Source organism: Rhizobium sp. PEPV16, from assembly GCF_008919455.1.
Classification (GTDB): Bacteria; Pseudomonadota; Alphaproteobacteria; order Rhizobiales; family Rhizobiaceae; genus Rhizobium; species Rhizobium leguminosarum_Q.
The window spans coordinates 39,428-63,642 of record NZ_VSZV01000341.1; the positions used below are offsets into that span (position 1 = coordinate 39,428).

22 protein-coding genes and 1 pseudogene are annotated in these 24,215 nt (G+C 59.4%); 20 read left to right on the forward strand and 3 right to left on the reverse strand.

What is annotated here, in order from left to right:
* Window positions 1-90: 90 nt before the first annotated feature.
* The 3 genes from FY112_RS26520 to FY112_RS26530 all read left to right on the forward strand — a co-directional run bounded on the left by FY112_RS26520 (window position 91) and on the right by FY112_RS26530 (window position 3,190).
* Window positions 91-1,908 (forward strand): EAL domain-containing protein, encoded by a 1,818-nt coding sequence (locus FY112_RS26520; protein WP_151519655.1) that lies wholly within the window; start codon window positions 91-93, stop codon window positions 1,906-1,908.
* An 83-nt stretch (window positions 1,909-1,991) separates the two neighbouring features.
* A complete protein-coding gene (locus FY112_RS26525) occupies window positions 1,992-2,951 on the forward strand; it encodes an HD-GYP domain-containing protein (RefSeq protein ID WP_181018284.1) in 960 nt (319 codons plus the stop codon).
* A 65-nt stretch (window positions 2,952-3,016) separates the two neighbouring features.
* Entirely contained in the window at window positions 3,017-3,190 is a 174-nt protein-coding gene (locus FY112_RS26530) for a hypothetical protein (RefSeq protein WP_226532360.1), read from the forward strand.
* Between the two features lie 41 nt (window positions 3,191-3,231).
* Here FY112_RS26530 and FY112_RS26535 read toward each other — a convergent pair whose 3' ends face one another.
* Window positions 3,232-4,098 carry a helix-turn-helix domain-containing protein gene (locus tag FY112_RS26535; protein ID WP_151519657.1) on the reverse strand — a complete coding sequence of 289 codons (867 nt, stop codon included), beginning with the start codon at window positions 4,096-4,098 and terminating at the stop codon, window positions 3,232-3,234.
* A gap of 99 nt (window positions 4,099-4,197) precedes the next feature.
* Here FY112_RS26535 and FY112_RS26540 point away from each other — a divergent pair, with 99 nt between their 5' ends.
* The 9 genes from FY112_RS26540 to ugpC all read left to right on the forward strand — a co-directional run bounded on the left by FY112_RS26540 (window position 4,198) and on the right by ugpC (window position 13,911).
* On the forward strand, window positions 4,198-5,514 hold the full coding sequence (locus tag FY112_RS26540; RefSeq protein WP_151519658.1) for an alpha-glucosidase/alpha-galactosidase: 1,317 nt from the start codon (window positions 4,198-4,200) through the stop codon (window positions 5,512-5,514).
* A 191-nt stretch (window positions 5,515-5,705) separates the two neighbouring features.
* Entirely contained in the window at window positions 5,706-6,500 is a 795-nt protein-coding gene (locus FY112_RS26545) for a DeoR/GlpR family DNA-binding transcription regulator (RefSeq protein ID WP_151519659.1), read from the forward strand.
* On the forward strand, window positions 6,497-7,456 hold the full coding sequence (locus FY112_RS26550; protein WP_017956462.1) for a BadF/BadG/BcrA/BcrD ATPase family protein: 960 nt from the start codon (window positions 6,497-6,499) through the stop codon (window positions 7,454-7,456). Before FY112_RS26545 ends, FY112_RS26550 begins: the two co-directional genes overlap by 4 nt.
* A gap of 30 nt (window positions 7,457-7,486) precedes the next feature.
* Window positions 7,487-8,743: a sugar ABC transporter substrate-binding protein gene (locus FY112_RS26555; protein ID WP_043294021.1), complete on the forward strand. Its 1,257-nt coding sequence runs from the start codon at window positions 7,487-7,489 to the stop codon at window positions 8,741-8,743.
* Window positions 8,740-9,657 carry a sugar ABC transporter permease gene (locus FY112_RS26560; protein ID WP_151519660.1) on the forward strand — a complete coding sequence of 306 codons (918 nt, stop codon included), beginning with the start codon at window positions 8,740-8,742 and terminating at the stop codon, window positions 9,655-9,657. The genes FY112_RS26555 and FY112_RS26560 overlap by 4 nt, the downstream gene beginning before the upstream one ends.
* Before the next feature lie 23 nt (window positions 9,658-9,680).
* The gene (locus FY112_RS26565) at window positions 9,681-10,514 is read left to right on the forward strand and encodes a carbohydrate ABC transporter permease (RefSeq protein ID WP_181018285.1); all 834 of its coding nucleotides are present in this window, start codon (window positions 9,681-9,683) and stop codon (window positions 10,512-10,514) included.
* 11 nt (window positions 10,515-10,525) lie between these two features.
* Window positions 10,526-11,479, forward strand: a complete 954-nt coding sequence (locus FY112_RS26570) for an SIS domain-containing protein (protein WP_151519662.1) — start codon at window positions 10,526-10,528, stop codon at window positions 11,477-11,479.
* Window positions 11,476-12,774 (forward strand): D-tagatose-bisphosphate aldolase, class II, non-catalytic subunit, encoded by a 1,299-nt coding sequence (locus FY112_RS26575; protein WP_151519663.1) that lies wholly within the window; start codon window positions 11,476-11,478, stop codon window positions 12,772-12,774. Before FY112_RS26570 ends, FY112_RS26575 begins: the two co-directional genes overlap by 4 nt.
* 66 nt (window positions 12,775-12,840) lie before the next feature.
* Entirely contained in the window at window positions 12,841-13,911 is a 1,071-nt protein-coding gene (gene ugpC, locus FY112_RS26580; protein ID WP_151519664.1) for a sn-glycerol-3-phosphate ABC transporter ATP-binding protein UgpC, read from the forward strand.
* 91 nt (window positions 13,912-14,002) lie between these two features.
* On the opposite strand, the gene FY112_RS26585 is transcribed toward ugpC, so the two are convergent.
* Window positions 14,003-14,683, reverse strand: a complete 681-nt coding sequence (locus FY112_RS26585; protein WP_151519665.1) for a peroxiredoxin-like family protein — start codon at window positions 14,681-14,683, stop codon at window positions 14,003-14,005.
* Window positions 14,684-15,075: 392 nt separating this feature from the next.
* Here FY112_RS26585 and FY112_RS26590 point away from each other — a divergent pair, with 392 nt between their 5' ends.
* The 7 genes and pseudogenes from FY112_RS26590 to FY112_RS26620 all read left to right on the forward strand — a co-directional run bounded on the left by FY112_RS26590 (window position 15,076) and on the right by FY112_RS26620 (window position 21,716).
* On the forward strand, window positions 15,076-15,540 hold the full coding sequence (locus FY112_RS26590; RefSeq protein ID WP_072641250.1) for an NUDIX domain-containing protein: 465 nt from the start codon (window positions 15,076-15,078) through the stop codon (window positions 15,538-15,540).
* Between the two features lie 173 nt (window positions 15,541-15,713).
* A complete protein-coding gene (locus tag FY112_RS26595; protein WP_025397396.1) occupies window positions 15,714-15,995 on the forward strand; it encodes a hypothetical protein in 282 nt (93 codons plus the stop codon).
* Window positions 15,996-16,267: 272 nt separating this feature from the next.
* Window positions 16,268-17,142: pseudogene (locus FY112_RS26600) on the forward strand (DMT family transporter).
* 158 nt (window positions 17,143-17,300) lie between these two features.
* On the forward strand, window positions 17,301-18,215 hold the full coding sequence (locus FY112_RS26605; protein WP_065282725.1) for an ABC transporter permease: 915 nt from the start codon (window positions 17,301-17,303) through the stop codon (window positions 18,213-18,215).
* Window positions 18,216-18,218: 3 nt separating this feature from the next.
* Complete coding sequence (locus FY112_RS26610; protein WP_181018283.1) at window positions 18,219-19,145, forward strand: ABC transporter permease; 927 nt, start codon at window positions 18,219-18,221, stop codon at window positions 19,143-19,145.
* Window positions 19,138-20,772 carry an ABC transporter ATP-binding protein gene (locus FY112_RS26615; RefSeq protein ID WP_027664340.1) on the forward strand — a complete coding sequence of 545 codons (1,635 nt, stop codon included), beginning with the start codon at window positions 19,138-19,140 and terminating at the stop codon, window positions 20,770-20,772. The genes FY112_RS26610 and FY112_RS26615 overlap by 8 nt, the downstream gene beginning before the upstream one ends.
* Window positions 20,769-21,716 (forward strand): 2-hydroxyacid dehydrogenase, encoded by a 948-nt coding sequence (locus tag FY112_RS26620; RefSeq protein ID WP_151519668.1) that lies wholly within the window; start codon window positions 20,769-20,771, stop codon window positions 21,714-21,716. The genes FY112_RS26615 and FY112_RS26620 overlap by 4 nt, the downstream gene beginning before the upstream one ends.
* Before the next feature lie 27 nt (window positions 21,717-21,743).
* On the opposite strand, the gene FY112_RS26625 is transcribed toward FY112_RS26620, so the two are convergent.
* Entirely contained in the window at window positions 21,744-22,463 is a 720-nt protein-coding gene (locus FY112_RS26625) for a GntR family transcriptional regulator (RefSeq protein ID WP_017956478.1), read from the reverse strand.
* Window positions 22,464-22,605: 142 nt separating this feature from the next.
* On the opposite strand from FY112_RS26625, the gene araD reads away from it, so the two are divergent.
* A partial coding sequence (gene araD / locus FY112_RS26630) for an L-arabinonate dehydratase (protein ID WP_246700747.1) occupies window positions 22,606-24,215 on the forward strand: 1,610 nt, incomplete at its 3' end.

The window sequence follows — 24,215 nt, forward strand, 5'->3', positions numbered from 1 at the left end:
GTGCGTCTATTCGATCAAAATCTAATCAACGGCGTAACCTGATTTGAAAGTCGGTTTGGTAGGCAGGGTCTCCTTCCGGGAAGTAACGTCATGATCCTTCAGTTGCAGAATGCCATTCTGGAAATGATTGCCAAAGGGGAACCGCTGGCAGCAACGATCGAGCAACTTTGCCTCAGGGTTGAGGCCGCCGTTCCTGGAATCATCGCTTCGGTGCTGACGTTTGATGGGAGCCGTCTTCACACACTTGCTGGCCCCTCCCTTCCGCCTGACTATTCAGCGGCTGTCGACAGTCTTGAAGCCGGTCCTCTTGCGGGCTCCTGTGGCGCTGCCGCCTATTTCGGAGAAGCGGTCGTTGTCACCGATATCGAGACCGATCCGCGTTGGCAGGATTTCAAGTCCCTGGTGCTTCCGCTGGGGTTGCGGGCTTGCTGGTCCAGCCCGATCAAAAGCGGCGACCGGGTAGTCGGCACCTTCGCCTTCTACTATCGAGACCACCGCGGTCCGAAGGCCGTCGAACGGGACCTCGTCGAGGCTTGTGTCCATCTCTGCACAATCGCCATCGATCGCGAAGAACGGGTGATGGAACGTCAGCGGCTGACATATAGCGACGGCATGACGGGACTGTCTAATCGCGCTCGTTTCAACCAGCTTCTCGCCGAAGAGCTGCCTCGATCCCGGCGCGCCTGGGGCATCCTGCTTGTTGACATCGACAACTTGAAACTCGTGAACGACACGTTCGGGCACGCAGCCGGCGACGCATTGATTCAAGTGGTTGCAGACCGGATCGCCGCAACAGCAGGCGCCAAAAACACCTTTAGGCTCGGTGGAGATGAGTTTGCTGTCATTGTGTCGGACGACAAAGACCTTGATTTGAATGCGAGGGCAACCGACATCTTCAAAGCACTGTCCTCTCCTTCAACGTGCGACGGACATGTCGTCTTTCCCGCCGCGACGATTGGCGGCGCGTTGGCAGAGACCGAAACAAACCCTGACCAGATCCGCCAGAACGCCGATGTGGCGCTCTATCATGCGAAAGAACACAACCGCGGTCGATACGTGCAACACTATCCCGGCCTGGGCACCGCCCTGACCAGACGCTTCAGGGCGGTTCGGGACGTGGGCGTCGCCCTGGAAGACGATAGGATCGACGCGCATTACCAACCGATCTTGCGCCTCGATACACGGGAAATTGTCGGTTTCGAAGCCTTGTGTCGAATGACCACGCCTTCCGGCGAAATCATAGCCGCAGCGCATTTCCATGAGGCGACAAAAGACGCGCATATTGCTGCTGAGCTCACTCAACGCATGTTGGTCAGGGTTGCAAGGGACATCCGCAGCTGGCTCGCCCGGGGCCTTCCTCTCCAGCATGTCGGCATCAACCTGTCCGCCGCAGATTTTCGTGGCGGTAATCTGCAAGACAGGTTGTGCCGAATTTTCGGGGAAGCGGAGGTTCCTCTCAAGCACATCATCCTCGAAGTGACGGAATCGGTTTATCTCGGACAACGGGACTATGTCGTAGCGGACGAGATAAAGGCTCTTCGGTCCAAGGGCTTGCGGGTTGCCCTCGACGACTTCGGCACGGGCTACGCGTCTTTGACCCATCTGCTGACGGTGCCGGTCGACATCATCAAGATCGACAAATCCTTCATCGACCGCATGGTGCCGGGCGACGCTGGGACCTTCATCGTCGAGGGCCTGATCGGAATAGCTCACAAGCTGGGAATCCGGGTCGTCGCAGAAGGGATTGAAACAGAACCCCAAGCTGTTCAATTGAGCCAGCTCGGCTGCAAGCTCGGACAGGGCTATCTGTTTTCGAAAGCCGTCGATCGAACGGTCGCCGCGGCCATTTTAGAGCAGCATGGACAACGGCTCAACCAAGACAGGACCCGTGCGGCCGGAGCCCTATAGCTTGAGCGAGTTTTCGCGCTCGGGCCAGCCCCGGATATCTGAGACAACGCTTGAGTACCAAGATCATTTTGAACGGATCAGAGATGCGAAAACGGATACATGTCAGCCAGCTGCGGGTAGGAATGTATGTCGAGGACGTCGAAATTGAGGGAGAAGACAGGACACGCCGGTTCAAGCCGTTCCTGATCTCGGCCGCCGGTCAGGTCGAGAGTTTGATGGCAAACCGCCTGATGACTGTTGTTATCGACGTCGGAAAAGGCGCGGATGTTGACCCGGGCGGGGCACAGGACATCGACCGGGCTGCGTTTGACGCCCAGCTTCGTGCCGTGTTTTCGGCAAAGGATATCAAGCAGGCGAGGGAATGCGTCGAGGATACAAGGCCGCAGATCCGTCAAATGCTTGCCCACGCCAGGATCAAAGCTTCTTTCGCCAGTGATGCGGCAAGCGCAGCTGTGGAGCGGATCATGTCGGCAGCCTTCGACAACGCCGGCGCGCTGATCGCAGTCGCAAAGCTGAAGGAAAAGGATGAGCTGACGTTCCTCCACTCGCTTGCGGTAAGCGCGTTGATGATCACCCTAGGGCGCAGCCTCGGTCATGGAGAAGAGGATGTACGGGTATTGGGACTGGGTGGACTGGTTCACGATCTTGGAAAAATGGCGCTCCCGGACGACATCTTGACGAAACCCGGTAAGCTGACGGCCGAGGAAATGGATCTTGTCCGCGGGCATCCTCAGCGGGGATATGAGCTGGTTTCCCATGTCGCGCATGTCCCGAAGCCGGTGCTCGACATTTGTCGCTACCACCACGAAAAATTCGATGGCTCGGGCTATCCTGGCCGGCTCGCCGGAAAGAAGATCCCTTACGTCGCCCGGCTTGCGGCGATTTGTGACGTTTATGAAGCGCTGACCACAATCAGGCCGTATAAGCGCGCCTTCTCGCAAGCAGAGGCGATCAACATGATGATGAATTCGCCGGGCCATTTCGATAGCCAGCTTCTTTCCGCATTCGTGTCAAAAATGGTGATCAGCGGCACGCTCCACTAAAGCCGTACGGCGGTCGCACCGGGGGAGACATGGTCAGAAGTGATATTCTGCTGGCAGGGGCGATCTTGCTTTCCGCGATCATCGTTGGTGGCGCGATCCTCATCCGTCCCTCCGATTTTGATCGATGCCTAGCGGTGATTTCCGCCGAGATCTATCGCCGGGACCAAACGGCGACGCTGGATCCGCGTGAGGTCGAAGCGCAAGCCGCACGCATCTGCTCAGGTAGTGAGCCGAAATAAGTAGGCACAGAGCCATCACGACCTCGTCGGTTGGAAACTCATCACGGCGCTGGAGTGTTCTTGGAGTTCACCGCTTCCCGGAAATGACGGGGGGTCGTCCCCGTTCGCTCCTTGAAAATCTCGTAGAAGCGACTATTGGAACCAAACCCGCAGTTAAAACCGATCTGGAGGACCGGATCGTCCGTGTCCGTCAGCAGCTGCATCGCCCGGGCAATCCGATGTCGAGTCAGGTATTCGTTGACTGATATTCCCAAAACCTTTCGGAAAGCGCTGTTGGCGGTGCTTGGATGCATTCCCGCGAGTTTTGCGAGATCGGCTACGCTTACCGGATCTGCGTAGCGGGAATTAATGAGGTCGATCAGCAGCTCGACGTGGCGCACCGCCTGGCCGGCCAACGATGTCGGAGAGACATGGATTGGCGAATTGTCGCTTTCAGCATTGTCCAGGATCAGACGTCGTATTCGCAGTCGCGCTTCCTCCACGACCAGTTTCCGTCTTGCCGCACCGCCGCACTGCCATTCCTTTTCCCATCGTGGAAGGATCAAAGCATCCATCGCTTCCTGATTTCCCTGCGCCAGAAATCTCCCCTGCATGATCGACTGCCTTGCCTTTCTGTCCACCGGCAGACCCAGAAAATCGACAAGGGGAAGATAGAGGCACACCAGGGGCGCGTTTTCGGCAACAGCGATCGTCTGATGGGGAATCGCGGCCCAGAATAAGACCAGGCGGCCGGCCTCCACCTGTTCCCGCCTTCCATTAAAAAGATAGGTCATCTGGCCTGCCATCAGCAGGTTTAATTCAACGTGGTCGTGCCAATGCGGTGCGGCCATCGCATCAGCGATGTGACGCTCGATCAGGAACTCCCCTCGAGATCCAATCCGTTCGCCGCGGCTTTGGGTATGTTTCATGTGTCTGAGACTCGAATTCCGGAATTAATAGGCAAATGCCGGGAAGAAATTCCAATCTAGAAGGAGCAATAAGCAATCACAACCGATACGGAGATTGCAATGCCGAAGATTTGCCTGGTAGGCGCTGGTAGCACCGTTTTTGCACAGAACATTCTGGGAGACGTCCTGTCCTCGCAGAGAGGCGGCGACTACGTCATCAGCCTCTTCGATATCGATCCCGAGCGACTGAAGACCTCAGAGATCGTCGCTCGCCGGATCTGCGAGTCACTTAAGCTTTCAAACGTCAGGATCGACGCCACGCTCGAGCGGCGAGAAGCGCTGCGCGGTTCCGATTTCGTGATCCTCATGATGCAGGTCGGTGGCTACAAACCGGCGACCGTCACGGACTTCGACATTCCAAAAAAATATGGTCTGCGTCAGACGATCGCCGACACCCTTGGCATCGGCGGCATTTTCCGCGGTTTGCGGACGATACCAGTCCTTGAGGCGATCTGCCGAGACATGCAGGAGGTCTGCCCGCAGGCTCTTCTGATGCAGTACGTCAACCCGATGGCCATCAACTGCTGGGCGATCAAGGATCTGGCCCCGGAAATCCGCACCGTCGGCTTGTGTCACAGTGTGCAGCACACAGCCGGGCATCTCGCGCAATGCCTCGGCGAGGACATTGCCGACGTGAACTATGTTTCGGCTGGGATCAACCACGTCGCCTTCTTCCTGAAATATGAGAAAACTCATAGCGACGGACGGCGGGAAGACCTTTATCCGCGACTGAACGCTCTCGCCGCCGATGGCCGCGTTCCGCCGGACGATCGGGTGCGGTTCGATGTTCTCAAACGGCTCGGCCACTTCGTCACCGAATCCAGCGAGCATTTCTCCGAGTATACCTCCTGGTACATCAAGGAGGGACGAGGGGATCTGATCGATCAGCTCAATATTCCGTTGGACGAATACATCCGGCGCTGCGAGGTGCAGATCAAAGAGTGGCATGACCTGCGCAAGGAACTGGAAGGCGACAAGCCGATCGAGGTGTGCCGCAGCAATGAATATGCGGCCGGCATCATTCATGCCGCGGTAACTGGTAATCCGGCGTTGATATACGGCAATGTCCCAAACAACGGCCTGATCGAGAATCTGCCCGATGAATGCATCGTGGAAGTGCCTTGCCATGTCGACAGAAACGGAATTCAGCCGGTCCGGGTTGGTCGGATCCCCTCTCAGCTTTCCGCCGTCATGAACTTGAGCGTTTCCGTTCAGCAATTGACGGTCGAGGCGGCTCTTACAAGAAACCGCGAGCGCATCTACCAAGCTGCTCTGCTTGATCCGCATACGTCTGCGGAATTGTCTCCAGACCAAATCTGGAACCTTGTCGACGACCTGATCGATGCGCACGGGGATTTGCTGCCGAGGTATCAGTGAGATCCCGCGGGTAAGCCAGCCACAAGCGCATGGCAGTTCATTCGTTTTAGGCGCGCCGTGAATTCACGGCGCGTCTTTTTTCATTCCAGTCATCATCCGATAAATCAACAAACGTCAGAATTCTGATTGACTCTGATCATTTTAAGTGAAAGTATGATCGAAATTGGGATCGGCCGTGAGGGAGGTTGTCGTTGAGCCAGGCAGTTGGAGTGAAGGTCGATCGACTGGATGCCATTCGCAGCCACCTCTACGCGAACGGGTTTTCGACCATTCAGGCGCTTGCCGATGCGATCGGAGCATCGCTTGCCACGGTTCGTAGAGACCTGCAGATCCTTGAGCAGGAAGGCGCCATTGATCGCGTGCATGGTGGAGCGCGCATTGCCGAAGGATCGTCGGTTGAGGTTGCATTTCAGGAGCGCGAAAAGCGCCACCTGTCAGCCAAACGGGCGATTGCCACCGCGGCCTATGGCCTGCTTCATCCGCGTACGGCGATCTTTCTCGACGCGGGAACCACCGTCCTGCAGCTTGCGCGCCTCGTTCGCATCAACCCCATGCCGCTCAGGATATTCACCAACGGCCTGACGGTAGCGCAGGAATTCCTGAATATTCCGAATTTGGAGGTGGTGCTTCTCGGCGGTCAGCTGCGTAGCGAAAATGCGTCGCTCGTCGGACCTCAGGCGGAGGCAATGCTGGAAACATTATGGTTCGACCAGCTCTTTCTTGGCGCCAGCGCCATTAGCTCTGACGGCTCGATCTACAGCGTGGACAGTGCGGAAGCGAGCCTCAACCGGCGCATGCTGGCTCGGTCGGCCAATCGTTTCGTCCTGGCCGATTCCTCGAAATTCGGAACCACCGCGACCTACAAGGTCGCGCCGCTGGACACCGCGAAAGTCATTACCGATTCCGGGCTTTCGCGGCATTGGCGTGACGAGCTCGTCAACTTCGGCGTCGACGCAACAATCGCGGATCTGAGGGCGAAAGAGTGAGCGACGCGCTGATCCTCGGCATCGACGGTGGCGGAAGCAAGGTGCTGGTTGCCCTCGCGGACAAGCGTGGCCGGATATTGCGGCGTTCCCGCGGCCATGGCGTCAATCCCATGGACAATCCGAATTGGCTCCACGAGCTGGAGCAGCATCTCCTTCCCTTTCGCGATGAAGGAAATCTGGCGGCCGTCGCCGCAGCGCTGCCCGCCTACGGCGAGGTTGAGCGCCTCTCGGCTCTACAGCGCGATGCGATCGAGCGCCTGTTCCCAAACGTCCACCGCCGCGTCCTCAACGATGTGGACGCGGCGCACCTCGGTGCTTTTGCGGGCGAGCCGGGTATCCTCATTCTTTCCGGCACAGGTTCAATGGCATGGGCGCGTAACTCCAAAGGCCAGTCGGCGCGCACCGGCGGCTGGGGAGATCTCATCGGTGACGAGGGCAGCAGTCATTGGATCGGGCAGAGGGCGCTCAATCTCGTCAGCCAAAGCTTGGACGGGCGTGCTCCGGCAACAGCTCTCGCAAAGGCCCTGTTTGACCATCTTCGCATCGACTTGAGCAATCCAATGAATGGGCTCGGCGATTGGGCCAGCTCCCTGGCGAACCCACGGGCGGACATTGCAGCAATTTCGACCCTCGTCGATCAGGTCGCACTTGGCAGCGATAGAGGGGCGATCGGGTTGATCGAGCAGGCGGCCGATGAACTGGCGAAGCATCATGCGGCAATTGCCGGCCATTGTGATCCGGATGCCGACTGGACCTATGCCGGCGGTACTTTTTCGAGCCGGCTTCTTTTGGAGGCGCTTGAACGGCGAATCGGCAGGCCTCCGGCTTTGCCGAAACTTCCCCCCATTGGCGGCGCGCTCCTGGCTGCCGCCCAGCTTCTCGACTGGCCACTAGACGACGGCTGGTTCGGGCAAATCGTGGCCACGGCCGAAGGCGGTGACTGCGCATCCCAGTAATTGAGCTCAAGAATAATGAAGGATGGGAACATGCATAAATTGATCTTGCCTCTACTTGCATCGGCGGCCTTGGCAATCGCCGCACCCGCTCTGGGCCAGGACGCCAAGCCGCTTGCCGGTCAGTCGATCACGGTGCTCATGCCATCGCCGCAGGGACCGAACATCGCCGCTGACTTCGAGGCCGAAACCGGCATTCACGTCGACCTGCAGACCCTGTCGTGGGACGACATCCGCCCGAAGCTGGTGACAGCCTTGGTTGCCGGTACAGCCCCAGCGGATGTGACCGAATTCGATTGGTCCTGGACCGGTCAGTTCAGCGCGGCCGGTTGGTATATGCCGCTCAACGACGTGATCGACGCCGATACGGTGAAAGATATCGGCGTTGCCAAGATCTTCACGGTCGACGGCAAATTATTGGGAATTCCCTACACCAACGACTTCCGGGTGATGCTCGTCAACAAGAAGCATTTCACGGATGCAGGCATCACCGAGATACCGAAAACATTGGACGCCCTGGTCGCTGCAGCCAAGAAGATCAAGGAAAAAGGCATTGTCGAATATCCGATCGGCCTGCCGGTTTCGGCAACCGAAGGCGCGTCGACGAGCTGGTACCTGCTGACGAAGGCTTTCGGTGGCGAACTCTTCGACAAGGACTTCAATCCGCTTTTCACCTCGCCGGATTCGGCTGGTTACAAGGCGCTTGCTTTCGAATTGATGCTTCTCAAGGAAGGGCTGGTCGATCCGGCTTCTACCGGCCTGAAGGACAGCCAGATCAACGAGAGCATGTTCGCCCAGGGCATCACCAGCATCATGATCTCCGGTGAGCCTGGTCGCCTTGGCCAGATGAACGACCCCAAGCAGTCGAAAGTCGCCGGCCAGGTAGAGGCGATCCTCGTGCCGACGGCAAGCGGTGAAACGCGCAGCTTCGGCCTTCCGGAAGCGCTGGCTATTCCAAACGTCTCTCCCAACAAGGAGGCGGCGATTGCCTTCGTCAAATGGTTTACCAGCAAGGACTTCCAGAAGAAGAATGCCGTGAACGGCTTCCTGCCGACACGCACTTCCGCCCTTTCCGAACTCAACGAATCCGGAAAGCTGAACAGCGGCGACGCTCTCGTGGCGCAGTCGAAGACGGTTGAGCCGCTGTTCCCGCAGGGCACGCCGCCTTGGTACCCGCAATTTTCCAGCGGCGTAAACACGGCGATCAATAGCGCTGCCAAGGGACAGATGAGCGTCGACCAGGCGATGGAGGCTATCGCTTCCGCCGCCAAGCAGGCGATGGCGCAATGACCGCTTTGGCGTCCGAAGGGGCCACGAGCAAACGTGGGGTCGGCTTCAACGCCGACACCACACTCGGCTTGCTGTTGGTGTCGCCCATCGTTATCACGATGGCAGCTTTGGTCTTCTACCCGATGGGAAGAACCGTCTGGGACAGCCTGCACAGGGTCAACCCCATGCAAGCCGGCACGCCATTCGTCGGCCTGGAGAACTACAGCCGAATGCTGTCGGATGGGCAGCTCGCGACGACCTGGAGCAACACGCTCATGTATGTTGTTCTGGCTGTCGCCGCCGAAACCGTGTTCGGCGTTCTTGCCGCCGCTCTCATCAATCAGATCAAGGTCGGGCGGCAATGGGTTCTCGCTGCGGTGATCTTGCCCTGGGCGCTGCCCGGCGTTGTGAATTCGGTCATTTGGCTTTGGATTTATCAACCGGGCGCGGGTCTGTTGAACGGCATTCTTTCAGCGCTCGGGCTCCCCTTCGAAAATCACGTCTGGTTCAACGATCGCACAAGCGCCATCGTCGCCGTAACGATCGTCCATGTCTGGCGCATGATGCCTTTGACGATCGTCATCGTTCTTGCGGCGATGCAGAGTATCCCTGTTCATCTCTATGAGGCTGCGCGGATCGATGGGGCCACGCGCGTTCAGATGTTCGGATGGGTAACCCTTCCGCTGGTTCGCAGTGCGATCGCTGTCGCCATGACGAACGCAACCGTGAACGCTTTCAATCTCTTCGACGAGGCCTGGGTCCTGGCGGGCGCCAGCCTTGAGACCCGACCGGTGCTCGTCCAGATCTACCTCGAAACCTTCCAGAATCTCCGCTTCTCGTATGGCATGGCGCTATCGGTCGTGATCACTCTCGTGTCTCTGCTGATTTCGCTCGTCTACGTCCTTCGTGTCTATCGCAACACACGGTTCGACTGATGAGATCCACTATTGCCTATCGAATGATGATTTGGACCGGTGTCGTCGTCCTGTTGATCTGGTCTCTTGGGCCGATCTACTGGACCATTGCGAGTTCGGTTACATCAAGCGAAGACTTTTCGACCCGGCCGATCAACTTCTTCCCGCAGCACTTTACGCTCGATCACTACTCCCGGCTGCTCGGCATCAATATTGCGCGGATCGGGGGTGTGGAGGTGTTCAAACAGTTCCGGGCCGCATTGCTCAACAGCGTGGTGACCTCAATCGCTGCCACGCTGCTTTGCGTCGCGATATCCTCTCTGGGGGCTTACGCGTTCACCAGGCTTCAGTTTCCCGGCCGGAAAGCGCTTTTTGTCGCCGTTGTCGCGACCCTAGCCATTCCCGCCTACGCTGTCTTGATCCCGCTCTATCAGATCATGATCAAGCTGCATCTCGTCGATACCTATGTGGGCGTCTCGCTGATCTATGTCTCGGCCTTCCTGCCTCTGTCGCTCTGGCTGTTGCGGAGCGTGTTCGAAGCTCTTCCGATCGCACTTGAAGAGGCGGCGCAACTCGACGGAGCGGGCCGGCTCTACATCTTCTTCAACATCGTCCTGCCGCTGGCCGGACCGGGTCTGACGGCAGCGGCAATCCTCACGTTTCTGGGTGCCTGGGGGCAGTATCTCGTACCGCTCATTTTTTCGCCGCAGGCAACGAAGCCGCTAACGGTTCTGATTCCGGAATTCGTAACGAAGAACTTCATCGACTACGGCCTCATCACAGCGAGTGGCTCGATCGCCATCGTCATCCCCGCCCTCGTCGTCATTTTTCTCAACCGTTACCTCGTCAGCGGCCTGTTGGCCGGTTCTGTCAAATAATCGGAGACTTCATGAGCACGACCGAAAAGGTTATTTTCGAGCAATTTCCCTATTGGGAGAAGGCCATTGAATTGAATTCTGCCGACGACCGCGCGGAGCTGCTCGTCTTCGTCGGCTGCGGCACATCCTTCAATCTTGCGCTCTCGCTGGCAGCCTATGCCAATATGGCCGGACGCAAGGCAATCGCGGTTCCTGGTGCCGAATGGCAAAACCGGCCGTCGACCTTCTGGCCGGAGTGGCGCAACACACACGTCGTTGCGCTTTCCCGAAGCGGCGAGACGACAGAAACAGTCGCCGCGGCAAAGGCAAGCCGCGCCGCCGGCGCCTTCGTGACGGCGATAACCGTCGAACCGGAAAGCTCTCTCGCGAAAAATTGCGATCGGATGGTCGCTGCCGAAACTCATCCCGACGAAGGTATCGTCATGACGGTCTCGGCTAGCCTCATGGTCCTTCTCGGTTTGCAGATGATCGGGCAGAAGGTTCCTGCCTCCGCCGTGAATTCCGCCCGCCAGCTGGCGAGCGCTCTCGATGCGGCGCTTCCTGGAATTATCGCCGACCGGTCGCACTTCGTCTTTCTCGGTGGCGGGCCGCTCTTCGGCATCGCCCTGGAGGGAGCGCTCAAGCTCATGGAAATGAGCCAGATCATGACCCAGGCCTTCCACCCGCTGGAATACCGTCATGGGCCGATCAGCCTCGTTGACGCAAAGACGGTTGCGGTCATGCTGTACAGCTCCGACCAGAGGGAGGCGGAGACGAAACTGGTGGGAGAACTGAGAGAAAAAGGCGCGGTCGTTATCGGTGTGGGTGGTCCAGGCGATCTGGAACTCGCCGTCGATGTCGATCTGTCGCTTGCGGGCCTCGTTGTCCTTCCGGCGCTGCAGGTCCTCGGCGAACGCGCCGCGCAGGCCCGGCAAATCGACACGGTCTCTCCTCGTCACCTGACGAAGGTTGTAACGCTCGCATGACGTCGATCGAAGAAAACCGCCAGACCGCGCTGCGAAAGCTTTTCGGTGCCCGAAACCTGCCTCTTCCCCATGGCGTCACTTCGGTCTGCTCGGCGCATCCGCTGGTCATCGAGGCAGCCCTTCGGCGTGCCGGCATGGAGCACCGGGCGGTCCTCATCGAAGCCACCTGCAATCAGGTCAATCAGGAGGGCGGCTATACCGCGATGACGCCGGTGGACTTTCGCCGGTTCATCGAGGACATCGCCGCAGCGACTGATTTTCCAGCCGAACGCGTCATCCTGGGTGGCGATCACCTCGGTCCCAACCCATGGAGAAAATTGGCGGCCGAGGAGGCAATGCTGCGCGCCGCGGCTATGGTGACGGCCTATGTCGAGGCAGGGTTCGAAAAAATTCACCTGGACACGTCGATGGGCTGTGCCGGTGAACCAACGGCGCTCGATGACGAATTGACTGCGGCGCGGGCCGCTCGATTGGCAAAAGCCGCTGAGGAGGCCGCTCTTCGTTCAGGCCGCCATCCGCCGGTCTATATCATCGGAACCGAGGTGCCGCCTCCAGGTGGTGCAACGCACGCACTCGAAGATATTGAAATCACGCGGGCCGATGCGGCGATGAAAACCCTGGCGGTTCACCAGGCGTCGTTTGCCGAAGCCGGCTTGGCGCCGGCGATGGAGCGGGTCATTGGGATCGTGGTTCAGCCGGGCGTGGAATTTGGCAACACGGACGTGGCGCTCTACAACCCCGAACGGGCCACGAGCCTCATTCGTTCGCTGGACGACATGCCCGGCTTGGTTTTCGAGGCACATTCCACCGACTACCAACCGGCCGAAGCCTTGTCTGCTCTCGTTGACGGCGGCTTTGCAATCCTCAAGGTCGGACCAGGGCTGACTTTCGCGCTGCGCGAAGCGCTGTACGGTCTCGATGCGATCGCTGATGTGCTTGCCGGGAGGACGCCACGAACCGGACTGGTGACGACCATGGAAAAAATCATGGTCGAGCAACCGGCAAACTGGACGGGCCACTATGGCGGCAGTCCCGATGAGCAGCGACTGCAACGGCATTTCAGCTATAGCGATCGAATTCGCTATTACTGGCCGGATCCTCGCGCATCCGCCGCGGTCGGCGAATTGTTCAGCCGGCTTCCCGATGAAATTCCCGAAACTCTGATCAGCCAATATCTCGGCCGACTCTATTCCGGCGTGGTGTCAAAGCGGGTCGCTCCGAAGGCCCGCGAACTCTGCCTTGCTGCGGTCGACGCGGTATTGGCACCTTATTCAGCCGCCACGGCAATCCAATGAGCAATCGACAGCCGTGTCCAACGAGCGGCTGCATCCGAAGATACCAACATTCAGCCGGAGAAAGTTATGGCGTCAGTAAGTGTGGCGAATGCCCGCAAGAGCTACGGTCACTTCGAAGTTCTGCATGGGGTGGATATTGATATCCAAGACGGCGAATTCGTAATCCTGGTCGGTCCGTCCGGGTGCGGGAAGTCGACATTGTTGCGGATGATCGCCGGCCTCGAAGAGATTTCAGCTGGCCGGATATCGATCGGCAGCAAGGTCGTGAACAATGTCGCGCCAAAAGAACGCGATATCGCGATGGTTTTCCAATCCTACGCGCTCTACCCCCATCTGACAGTCGAGGCGAATATGGGTTTTTCGCTGAAGCTGGCGAAAGCCCCAAAGGAACAGACCAGGCAACGTATTCGGGAGGCCGCTGAAATTCTGGGGCTCGGGCACCTGCTCGACAGATATCCGAAAAACCTATCGGGTGGCCAACGTCAACGTGTGGCGATGGGCCGTGCCATCGTTAGAAATCCGCAGGTCTTCCTGTTTGACGAACCATTGTCGAACCTGGACGCGAAGCTGCGTGTGCAGATGCGTTCGGAAATCAAGCAACTGCACCAGCGACTGAAGACAACGACCATTTACGTCACCCACGATCAGATCGAGGCCATGACGATGGCCGATCGGATTGTTGTGATGCGGGACGGCTTCGTCGAGCAGATAGGCTCGCCGCTCGATCTCTACGACCGGCCGGCAAACCTCTTCGTCGCGGGCTTCATCGGTTCGCCGGCGATGAACCTTATTCGAGGCCAGGTCAGCACTTCAGGGCCGCTAGAGTTGATCGCGGACGGCGGAGGTAGGCTGCCACTGCCCGAAGCAGCGTCATTGGAACGCGGTGCACAGCTTATCTACGGCATTCGCCCTGAGCATCTCACAATCGGACAAGGTCCCGTTGCCGCTGAGGTCGTTCTCGTCGAGCCCACCGGTGCTGAGATCCAGGTCACCACGAAGTTTGGTGAGGATCATCTCGTTGCGACGGTAAGAGAGCGCCTTGATCTCCGCGCCGGCGACCAGATCGTCATTAGCCCAGACCTCAGCAAACTGCATCTGTTCGACGCAAAAACCGAACAACGGTTAAAGTCTGTCTAACGTGACTATTTTCTCGGGCTGGCGGAACGCGGAGGTCAAACTGATGACAGGTCGGAGAGTTCGCCAACGCTGGCCAATGGTTCGTTGAAAGTCAGCGTTCAAGGCTGCCGGCGGCGGCGATTATCTCCGCCGCAGTCGGGAAGATGCCAAGACCGTTCGGCCCGTCCAGCGCCTCGATTTGCGACCAGGCGATGGTGCCGTTCGCATTGACCAGGAAGTGCCCGACGAGCTGGGTAGCGTGGTTCGCCAAGATCGCCATATCGGCTTCATCAAGCTCGAAGTGGTCCTTGGCGTTGAGTATAGTATTGGCTTCCATGGGCTGTAGCAATTCCGGCAACTCGCCCGTGGGGTTGATGCGCGCCGCCTGGAACTGCGCCATCGTCGCGCTATAAGGCCATTCGGGCTGCTTGCTGCTCCCATCGGGCGGGAACTCAGCATGGGGCACACCATAGGCCCGATGTGTGTGGCAGTCGGGATCGCATAGCAGCGTTACTGGCGTCGGACGGTGGCGGAAATACAGGCGAGCGCGTTCTACCGGTGTGTTGATAACGGCCACGGTCTCCACTCCGGCGGCGCGCAGGGTGGGCTGTATGTCAGCAAGCTGTTCGACCTGGCGCCGGCAGAACGGGCAGTGCAGCCCGCGAAAGAACCCGATCACGAACGGACGACCGCTCAAATCGGCGAAAGAGACGGTTCCGTCGAAGTTGGCCGTGGCGAGTGCGAAGGCGGGGGCGGTTTCTCCTGGTTGCAGCGGGCGTTTCTGGTCTTCCATGGAATAGTTCCTTTGTCGTATCGTCCAGGTAGACGACCGAAATTTAACTATATCACTTGTCGCAAGAAGGCCCAGCGTTCGATGCTGAGATCGCCGAATGTGGTTCGGCATGCCATTTGGCCCTCCGACCGGCGTCGAGAGCCTTGCCGGTATCGATCGCCGCTCCTATCTTATTTAGAATAGACTGATGGAGCAACGAGATGGCGGAGCTTGTGGCCGACACTCTAATCGACACGACGATCGAGATTATTCCACCGGAAGACACGAAGGAACAACCCGATAGTCGTGCTTGCCTTTGCTGTAAGCGCCGGCGTCGGTGGATGGACGATGACGGCTGCGGCATCTGTGAGGAATGCCTGGCCTCGTGATCGACACAAGAAGGGCACAAGGCGATGGCAATCCGCAGCGCCGGACTTCTGCTATACCGGCGTGTTTCCAGCGACATCGAAGTGCTTCTCGTCCATCCGGGCGGCCCTTTCTGGGCTGGGAAAGACGAAGCTGCGTGGTCGATCCCGAAGGGGCTGATCGAGCCTGGAGAAGATGAGCTCGCGGCGGCCATTAGGGAGACTACCGAGGAGCTGGGTTTCGCAGTCGATGGCAGGTTCACACCGTTGGGCGAATACCGACAACCCGGCGGAAAGATAGTCGTCGCGTGGGCGATTGAAGCCGATCCGATACTCGACGTGAATGCGATACAAAGTTGCCAATTCGAAATGGAATGGCCACCACGGTCGGGCCAGGTAAAGAGCTTTCCTGAAGTCGATCGGGCGGGGTGGTTTTCCCCGCCCGACGCAGCCATAAAGCTGTTGAAAGGGCAGCGATCGATGCTTGCCGACCTCCTGACGCATCTGAAATGATAGGCTCGAAATTTATTGATTGAACCGCGCCATTTCGCTGCACCCATGCATGAGGTGCGCGGCAGCCATGAGTTGCTTCTGAAGACAGCTATCCTATCTGACAGTCACCGCCATATGACTGAAATCGAGAAATCGAGCTGCGATCCGCCTTGAGCACGCGCGAGGAGACAATCATGAACGGCATTTCCAAAACCCTGAACGACATGACGCTTGTCGAACGCTCGAGCCTGCTCGACACCGTCGCCGACGCCTTGGAAGCAACGGCCGAGGAGGCGGAAGGTGAGGGCGACACCCGCTTTGTCGCCAACTCCATCTGCGTCGCCAATACGATTCGCGGACTATCCGGGGACATGACGCCCCGCGATCTGCAGGCGGCCGAGTTGCTCCTTGAGCAGGGCATCATGCTCGTCCACCAGTTCTCGAACCGGGCGAAGACGAACGGAATGATCCACTAACAGTGAGCTAGGCGCTCCCGTCAGCAATGCGCTCTGTCAGTGTGACGGAGGCTGAAAGATTGAGATAAAGCCGTTGATCCGTACCGGGGAATAGCGGATGCCGCCGGCCCCTGGCGAGAACGAGTAGTCTGCGCTGCGGCAAACCGCGGCAGCGGGAGAATTGCAGACACGCCAGGGAAGGCTTTATTTCCAATGGATTGCCGGTTCAATGCGCTACCGTGTCGAGTGGCCGATATAGCAGGGTTCACCTTTGTTCGGTCAGGAGCAGCGTAATGCAGCCCGGTCGCACAGGCCTTGCTGTCTGCTTGATGGTGGCTGCCGCTTTTTTAAATAGTCTCGACGCGGTCATCGTTCGTTTGCTGGCCGGCGACGTGCATCCCTTGATGATCGGCTTTTTCCGGTCGTTTTTCGGGCTTCTTGTCGTCACGCCCTGGATCGTGTCACGCGTCGACCTGAAATCCTCTCCCTATCGTGTTCTGCATGTCGTGCGTGCAGGTCTGAAGCTTGCCTCACTGGTTGCTTTGTTCGTCGCCTTTGCGCACGCGCCACTCGCCGATGCCACGGCGATCAATTTCACCATGCCCATGTTTCTCGTTCTCGGCGCGTGGCTGGTGCTCAAGGAGCATGTCGGCATCTCCAGCGTGGCCGGCATTGTCGCAGGTTTTATCGGCGTCATGATCATCATTCGCCCTGGAGCGTCCGGTTTCGACCAATGGCTGCTTTTTGCGCTGGCAGGAGCGGTCTTGACGGCGGCCAGCCAATTGATGCTGCGGCGGATGGCGTTGAGGGATAGTGCCGACCGGCTGGTTGCATGGAATCTGATAGCGACGGTGCCGCTTGGCCTGATCATCATGCTGCCGGTCTGGTCAATGCCGACCTGGAGCCAACTCGGACTGCTTGCCCTGCAAGGGGCACTCGGCGCGCTCAACATGACACTGATCACGCGCGCCTTCGGTATGGCGGCCGCAAGCGTTCTGGCACCGCTCGACTTTCTCCGACTGCCCGTCGTGGCCCTTATGGCCTTCTCATTTTTCTCGGAAGTTCCGGCCGCACAGACGTGGATCGGCGCGGCGGTGATCATCGGCGCGGCCATTATCGGAACCCGCGGCATGACATGGCACGCAAGCCGCCGGTTGACAAGCCCTGATCATTTTTGGGGTTCACAAAAATTTTAGATGCACTAATATTTCAGTTCTAGCGACTGGTCGTCGAGCTGTGCCTGTTGCCGGAGGGGTATCACGGGCAGCGCAGACGAAGACGAAACCGGACATCACGACCCCCATGGGGTTCACTCGGGAGGAGTGCATGAAGAGTTTCATCGGCAAACGCGCGATCGCCAGTGGCGTATCGCTCGTGGTGCTTATCGTCATCGTGTTCTTCCTGTCCCGGCTGACGGGCGATCCGACCGACCTCTATCTGCCGATCGATGCGACCACCGAAATGCGCCAGCAATTCCGTGAGATGAACGGTTTCAACGATCCGTTGATCATCCAGTTCGGTCGTTATGTCTCGGATCTTGCCCAAGGCAATTTCGGTCAGTCACTGCGACAGGCCCGTCCGGCCATGGATGTGGTGCTGGAGGCTTTCGTCTGGACCTTCTGGCTGGCTGTCATCACCATGGCGCTGGTCACGGTCGCCGCGATCGTCATCGGTTCGCTCGCGGCGTTTCGCGTCGGCGGCGTCTTCGACCGCCTCGCCACTTTCTTCTCGCTGATCGGCGCTGCGGCGCCGGATTTCTGGCTGGCCATCGTGGCGATCGTCATTTTCGCCGTCAAACTGCATGTCCTGCCGACATCGGGAACGGGAACGTTCTGGCACTGGGTCCTGCCGGTCAGCGTGCTGTTCATCCGGCCTTTCGGCCTGATCCTGCAGGTGGTCCGCGGCTCGATGATCAGCGTTCTGTCTTCCGCCTATGTGAAGACGGCCCGCGCCAAGGGGGTCCGCTCGACCTCAATCATCTTCATTCACGGACTGCGCAATGCCATGCTGCCGGTGATCACAGTCATCGGCGACCAGGCGGCCGCCATCCTGAACGGTGCCGTCGTCGTTGAGACGGTGTTTGGCTTTCCGGGCATCGGCAAGCTGATGATCGATTCCATTTTGCTTCGCGATTTCGCCGTCGTTCTGGCCGTCATCATGGTCTCGGCACTGGCGATCTTCATCATGAACCTGTTGATCGACATCGCCTATGCGCTGCTCGATCCGCGCATCCGGTATTGAGCGATGACGATGGCCGACACACAAATCCTCGCCGAGAAAAGACCAAGCGGCCCGATCGGGCGCTGGCTGACGATGCTGTGGGCGGACAAGCTCGCTTTTTTCGCGGCTCTGTTCCTCTTGATCGTTCTGCTCTGTGCGCTGTTTGGCCCGTTCGTGCTGGAGGCCATCGCCACCAAGCAGAACCTGCGGGGCCGGAACGCGCCGCCGTTCGATATCACCCGCGGAGTGCTTTATGTCCTCGGCGCCGATGCGCTGGGCAGGCCGCTTCTTGCCCGCGTCATCGTCGCGGCGCAAAATACCATCCTGGTTGCCGCAGCAGCCGTGCTGGCATCATCAGTCGTCGGTACGGGGCTCGGTCTGGTGGCAGGTTACAGCCGCTCTTCTGCTGCTCAATGGATCATGCGCCTCGGCGACGTCATCATGTCCTTTCCGTCGCTGCTTCTGGCGGTGATCGTGCTCTACATGCTCGAGCCCTCGGTCACCAACATCGTCCTCGTCCTGGCGATCACCCGCATTCCCATCTATCTGCGCACCACGCGCGCCGAAGTGCTGGAAGTGCGCGAGCGGATGTTCGTGCAGGCGGCGAAGGTCATGGGAGCATCGTATTGGCGCATTGTCTTCCATCACATCCTGCCGGTAATCTTCCCAACGCTGGTGACCATTGCGACGCTGGATTTCGCCTTCGTCATGCTGGCGGAATCCTCCCTGTCATTCCTGGGCATCGGCATTCAGGCGCCGGAGATCACCTGGGGTCTGATGGTTGCTCAAGGACGACCCTATCTTACCAATGCCTGGTGGCTTTCCTTCTGGCCGGGCCTTGCAATCATTCTGACGACGCTGTCGCTGAACCTTCTGTCGAATTGGCTGCGCATCGCGCTCGATCCGACGCAACGCTGGCGCCTTGAAATGAGGGGCAGGAAAAATGGCTGAACATCTTTTGGAAGTGCGTGACCTCTCGGTCGAGTTTCACACCGCCAGCGGGACCGTCAAGGCGGTGCAGGATGTCAGCTGGCATCTCGATCGCGGCGAGACGCTGGCGATCCTTGGGGAAAGCGGTTCAGGCAAATCCGTGTCGGCCTCGGCGGTCATGAATCTGATCGACATGCCGCCCGGTAAGATCACCAGCGGCGCCATTCTCCTCAACGGGCGCGACATGCTGAAAATGACGCCCGAGGAGCGGCGCTCGATCAACGGCGCCAAGATCGCCATGATCTTTCAGGACCCGCTCGCCCACCTCAATCCGGTCTACCCGGTCGGCTGGCAAATCACCGAGATGATGACGACGCATGGCCAGTCGGCGGAGCGCGCCGGCGCGAGGGCACTCGAATTGATCGGGCGCGTCGGCATAACCGATCCGCAGGCGGCGATGCGAAAGTATCCGTTCCAGTTCTCCGGCGGACAGCGGCAGCGCCTGATGATCGCCATGGCAATCGCCTGCAAGCCCGATATCCTGATCGCGGATGAACCCACCACCGCGCTTGATGTGACGGTGCAGGCGCAGGTGCTCGAACTTCTGCAGGAGTTGCAGCAGGAAACCGGCATGGGCCTGTTGCTGATCACCCACGACTTGGGCGTCGTTGCCGAGATCGCCGACCGGGTCGTGGTGATGAATTCCGGCTGCGTCGTCGAAACCGGCAATGCGGCCGAAGTCTATCGCAACCCGCAGAACGCCTATACGAAGAAGCTGATTGCTGCCGCACCGGGGAAGGGTGCGATGGCGCAAGAGCGTGACCGGCAGGGCGAACCGCTGCTGCGCGCCATCGGCTTGAAAAAGAGTTTTGGCGCATTCCAGGCGCTGAAGGGCGTGGACTTCGTCATCATGCCCGGCGAGACGGTTGCCGTTGTCGGCGAGAGCGGTTCCGGCAAGTCAACCCTTGCCCGGGCGATCGTTCGCCTCGATGATCCGCAGGAGGGCCAGGTTCTCTACCGCGGCAACGATCTGCTTGCGATGACCCCGAGGGAAATATTCGGGCTGCGTCGCGATTTGCAGATGGTCTTTCAGGACCCGACCCAGTCACTGAACCCGCGGATGAGCGTATTCCGGTTGATTTCCGAAGCCTGGGTCATTCACCCGGATATCCTGCCGAAAGCGAGATGGAAGGAAAGAGTGGCCGAGCTGCTGGTCAAGGTTGGCCTGAAACCGGATATGGCCGACCGGTATCCACATCAGTTTTCCGGCGGCCAGCGCCAGCGCATCGCGATTGCCCGGGCGCTGGCGATGGAGCCAAAACTGATCATCTGCGACGAGGCGGTTTCGGCGCTCGACGTGTCGATCCAGGCCCAGGTGATCGCCTTGCTTGAGGGCCTGCGTCGCGAATTCGGCCTTTCCTACCTCTTCATCGCACACGACCTGCCGGTGGTTCGCGATTTCGCCGATCGCGTCATCGTCATGAAGGCCGGCGAGATTGTCGAGGAGGGGCCGGTGGAACAGATCTTCAACGCGCCATCGCACCCCTACACTCAGGCGCTTCTTGCCGCGAGCCTCGATCCTGATCCGGAGATCCAGGCCACCCGACGCGCCGCCCGCCAACGACAGGAAGGACTCGTTTCCGCATGAAGCCCGATGTTATCGTCGCCTATCCGCTCCGGCCCCATCAGATGGCGATGCTGGAGGAAACCTATACGCTGCACCGGCTCGATCTGGTCAAAGGCGAAGAGCGGGATGCTCTCTTGCAGCAAGCCGGCCCGGTCTCTTCCGCACTGGTCTGCAACGGCCATGTGACGATCGACGAAGCCCTGCTTTCGAAATTGCCGGCATTAAAACTCGCCGCCTGTTCCTCGGCTGGCTACGACCAAATGGACGTCGAGGCGATGACACGGCGCGGCATCAAGCTCACCAACACATCCGAGGTGCTGTGCGACGACGTTGCCGACATGGCACTGCTTCTGATGCTGGCGGCACGCCGGCGCCTGCCGGAAGGCGATCGCTATGTGCGCTCCGGCGATTGGGGGCAGAAGGGCATGATGCCGCTGACGACATCGACGTCGGGCAAGAAGGCCGGGATCGTCGGCCTCGGCCGCATCGGGATGGCCATTGCCGGGCGATGCGAAGCTGTCGGGCTGACGGTCGGCTATTACGGCAGGACGAAGAAAGCCGGCAACGATTTTGCCTATTTCGACACGCCGGTAAAACTGGCGGACTGGGCCGATATCCTGATCGTCGCGACGCCTGGCGGCCCCGCGACCGAAGGATTGATTTCGGCGGACGTGCTGAATGCGCTCGGACCGACCGGCAGCTTCATCAACATTGCCCGCGGCACCGTGGTCGACGAGCCGGCCTTGATCAAAGCCTTGCAGGAAAGGCGGATCGCCTCGGCCGGCATCGATGTCTACCTCAACGAACCCAATCCCGATCCGCGCTTCGCAGCGCTCGACAACGTTGTGCTCTATCCCCACCATGCCAGCGGTACCGAGGAAACGCGCGACAGGATGGCGCAATTGACGGTCGACAACCTTGCAGCCTTCTTCGCAGGCAGGCCGCTGCTGACGCCGGTCAATTGACTCCGGCAAAACCCGCGGCGGGGCGGATCAGACGAAGTAGTCCGGGAACTCCTTCCGCAGGTCTTCCACTTTTGCGACGGTGCGGCTGAGATGCTCACGGATCGCGTCGACGGCACCCTGTTCGTCGCGAGCGGCAATCGCATCGATGATGGCGTGATGCCCATCGAGAATGCTGACGATCTTGCCCTTCTCGGGCAGATGCAGGCGACGAATACGCTCGAGATGGCCGGAGCGCTCGCGTATCAATTGGTGGAGGCTGCTGCGCTTGGCGCCTGCGAACAATGTCTGGTGAAAGAGCTCGTCGAGCTCCTGGAAGATCGCGATCTGATCGGCGTCGTCGGCGACTGCCGCCTGCATCTTGATGATCGACCGGGCGCGGGTAATGACGCTCGGATCCGGATCCGGATCGGTTGCGAGGCGGCGGCAAACCTCCGTTTCCAGTGCAACGCGGAGGAAATGCGCCTCGTAAATCTGCAGGACGTCGATCCTGGTCACCACAGTGCGGGACTGCGGATAAATGCGAACCAGACCCTCCTGTTTGAGAAGCTGCAATGCGTCACGGATGGGAGTCTGGCTGACTTCATAAGTCTCGGTGAGCTCGGTGCGCGACAGCGTGGTGTCCGGCGGCAACTGAATGGTGATGATGCGCTTTCGCAAATCATCATAGACCCGCTGGACGGTACTGCCGGCAACGACCGGGAAGCCGGGCGCGGTCAGGCCGAATGTAGAGGCGAACTGGGAATTCATGTGAGGCGTCCTTTTCGACTCCATTCATAGCTTTGCACGACCTAATGCACAAGAACGCAAACTTTCCATTGATATATATGTCAAACTAAAATATCAGTTGGTGCAAACGCTGAATAAGCAAGCGAAAAGGTGGGAGAAGGCCGTGACCGCGAGGAAAACCTACGAGCAATTGCGGTCCGCCCGATGGATGCTGCCGGACGATCAGCGCTCGTTCGGCCACCGGTCGCGGACCATGCAGATGGGTTACGCGCCGGAGGATTGGCAGGGAAAGCCGATCATTGCCGTGATCAACACCTGGTCCGATGCGCAGCCGTGCCACATGCATTTCCGTGAACGCGCCGAATGGGTGAAGCGGGGAATTCTTCAGTCGGGCGGGTTCCCCATGGAACTGCCCGCTCTTTCCCTTTCCGAAAACTTCGTCAAGCCGACGACGATGCTCTATCGCAATATGCTGGCGATGGAGACCGAGGAACTGTTGCGGAGCCATCCTGTCGATGGCGCCGTTCTGATGGGTGGCTGCGACAAGACGACACCAGGCCTTGTCATGGGCGCAGTCAGCATGGGCATTCCCTTCATTTATCTGCCGGCCGGCCCGATGCTTCGCGGTAACTATGCCGGCAAGACGCTGGGCTCCGGTACCGACGGCTTCAAATATTGGGACGAGCGCCGCGCCGGCACGATCACCCAGGAGGAGTGGCAGGGCATCGAAGGCGGAATCGCCCGCAGTTACGGCCATTGCATGACCATGGGCACGGCATCGACGATGACGGCGATCGCCGAGGCTATGGGATTGACGCTGCCGGGCGCATCCTCGATCCCGGCAGCCGACGCCAACCACCAGCGCATGTCGGCGGCCTGCGGCCGCCGCATCGTCGATATGGTGTGGGAGGATCTGACGCCGGACCAGATCATCACGCCCGCGGCCGTCGACAATGCGGTCACCGTCGCCATGGCGACCGGCTGCTCCACCAATGCCATCATTCACCTGATCGCCATGGCGCGGCGCGCCGGCGTCCCGTTGGAGCTCGATGATCTCGATCGCATCGGTCGCACGACGCCGGTTCTCGCCAACATCCGGCCTTCCGGTTCGACCTACCTGATGGAGGATTTCTTTTATGCGGGTGGCCTGCGCGCTCTGGTGAAGCAGCTCGGCGACAAGCTGGATCCCACCGCGATCACCGTGACGGGCAAACCCTTGGTGGATGGTCTGGACCAAGTGAAGATCTACAATGACGACGTTATCCGGCCATTGTCGAACCCGGTCTATCACGAAGGTTCGCTGGCCGTGCTCAAGGGGAACCTGTGTCCCGACGGCGCGGTCATCAAACCGGCGGCCTGCGACCCGAAATTCCATCGCCATTGCGGCCCGGCGCTGGTCGCCGACAGCTATGCGGAGATGAAGAAGATCATCGATGATCCAGACTATCCGCTGACGCCGGACACCGTTCTCGTTCTCCGCAATGCCGGCCCCCAGGGCGGACCGGGCATGCCGGAATGGGGCATGATCCCGATGCCGAAAGCGCTGTTGAAGCTCGGCCTGCGCGACATGGTGCGTATCTCGGACGCCCGCATGTCCGGAACCAGTTTCGGTGCCTGCGTGCTGCATGTTGCACCGGAATCTTATGTTGGCGGGCCTTTGGCGCTGCTGAAAACGGGGGACATGGTCGAGCTTGATATTCCGGCACGCAGCCTCAATATGCTGGTTTCCGAAGAAGAGATCACAGCGCGGCGGGCCGCCTGGGTGGCGCCGAC

Excerpts from the sequence above, each read along its gene's own strand:
- FY112_RS26520 (WP_151519655.1), top strand. The coding sequence starts at position 91 with ATGATCCTTCAGTTGCAGAATGCCATTCTGGAAATGATTGCCAAAGGG.
- FY112_RS26525 (WP_181018284.1), top strand. The coding sequence starts at position 1,992 with ATGCGAAAACGGATACATGTCAGCCAGCTGCGGGTAGGAATGTATGTC.
- FY112_RS26535 (WP_151519657.1), bottom strand. The coding sequence starts at position 4,098 with ATGAAACATACCCAAAGCCGCGGCGAACGGATTGGATCTCGAGGGGAG.
- FY112_RS26540 (WP_151519658.1), top strand. The coding sequence starts at position 4,198 with ATGCCGAAGATTTGCCTGGTAGGCGCTGGTAGCACCGTTTTTGCACAG.
- FY112_RS26555 (WP_043294021.1), top strand. The coding sequence starts at position 7,487 with ATGCATAAATTGATCTTGCCTCTACTTGCATCGGCGGCCTTGGCAATC.
- FY112_RS26560 (WP_151519660.1), top strand. The coding sequence starts at position 8,740 with ATGACCGCTTTGGCGTCCGAAGGGGCCACGAGCAAACGTGGGGTCGGC.
- FY112_RS26565 (WP_181018285.1), top strand. The coding sequence starts at position 9,681 with ATGATGATTTGGACCGGTGTCGTCGTCCTGTTGATCTGGTCTCTTGGG.
- FY112_RS26570 (WP_151519662.1), top strand. The coding sequence starts at position 10,526 with ATGAGCACGACCGAAAAGGTTATTTTCGAGCAATTTCCCTATTGGGAG.
- FY112_RS26575 (WP_151519663.1), top strand. The coding sequence starts at position 11,476 with ATGACGTCGATCGAAGAAAACCGCCAGACCGCGCTGCGAAAGCTTTTC.
- ugpC (WP_151519664.1), top strand. The coding sequence starts at position 12,841 with ATGGCGTCAGTAAGTGTGGCGAATGCCCGCAAGAGCTACGGTCACTTC.
- FY112_RS26585 (WP_151519665.1), bottom strand. The coding sequence starts at position 14,683 with ATGGAAGACCAGAAACGCCCGCTGCAACCAGGAGAAACCGCCCCCGCC.
- FY112_RS26590 (WP_072641250.1), top strand. The coding sequence starts at position 15,076 with ATGGCAATCCGCAGCGCCGGACTTCTGCTATACCGGCGTGTTTCCAGC.
- FY112_RS26595 (WP_025397396.1), top strand. The coding sequence starts at position 15,714 with ATGAACGGCATTTCCAAAACCCTGAACGACATGACGCTTGTCGAACGC.
- FY112_RS26605 (WP_065282725.1), top strand. The coding sequence starts at position 17,301 with ATGAAGAGTTTCATCGGCAAACGCGCGATCGCCAGTGGCGTATCGCTC.
- FY112_RS26610 (WP_181018283.1), top strand. The coding sequence starts at position 18,219 with ATGACGATGGCCGACACACAAATCCTCGCCGAGAAAAGACCAAGCGGC.
- FY112_RS26615 (WP_027664340.1), top strand. The coding sequence starts at position 19,138 with ATGGCTGAACATCTTTTGGAAGTGCGTGACCTCTCGGTCGAGTTTCAC.
- FY112_RS26620 (WP_151519668.1), top strand. The coding sequence starts at position 20,769 with ATGAAGCCCGATGTTATCGTCGCCTATCCGCTCCGGCCCCATCAGATG.
- FY112_RS26625 (WP_017956478.1), bottom strand. The coding sequence starts at position 22,463 with ATGAATTCCCAGTTCGCCTCTACATTCGGCCTGACCGCGCCCGGCTTC.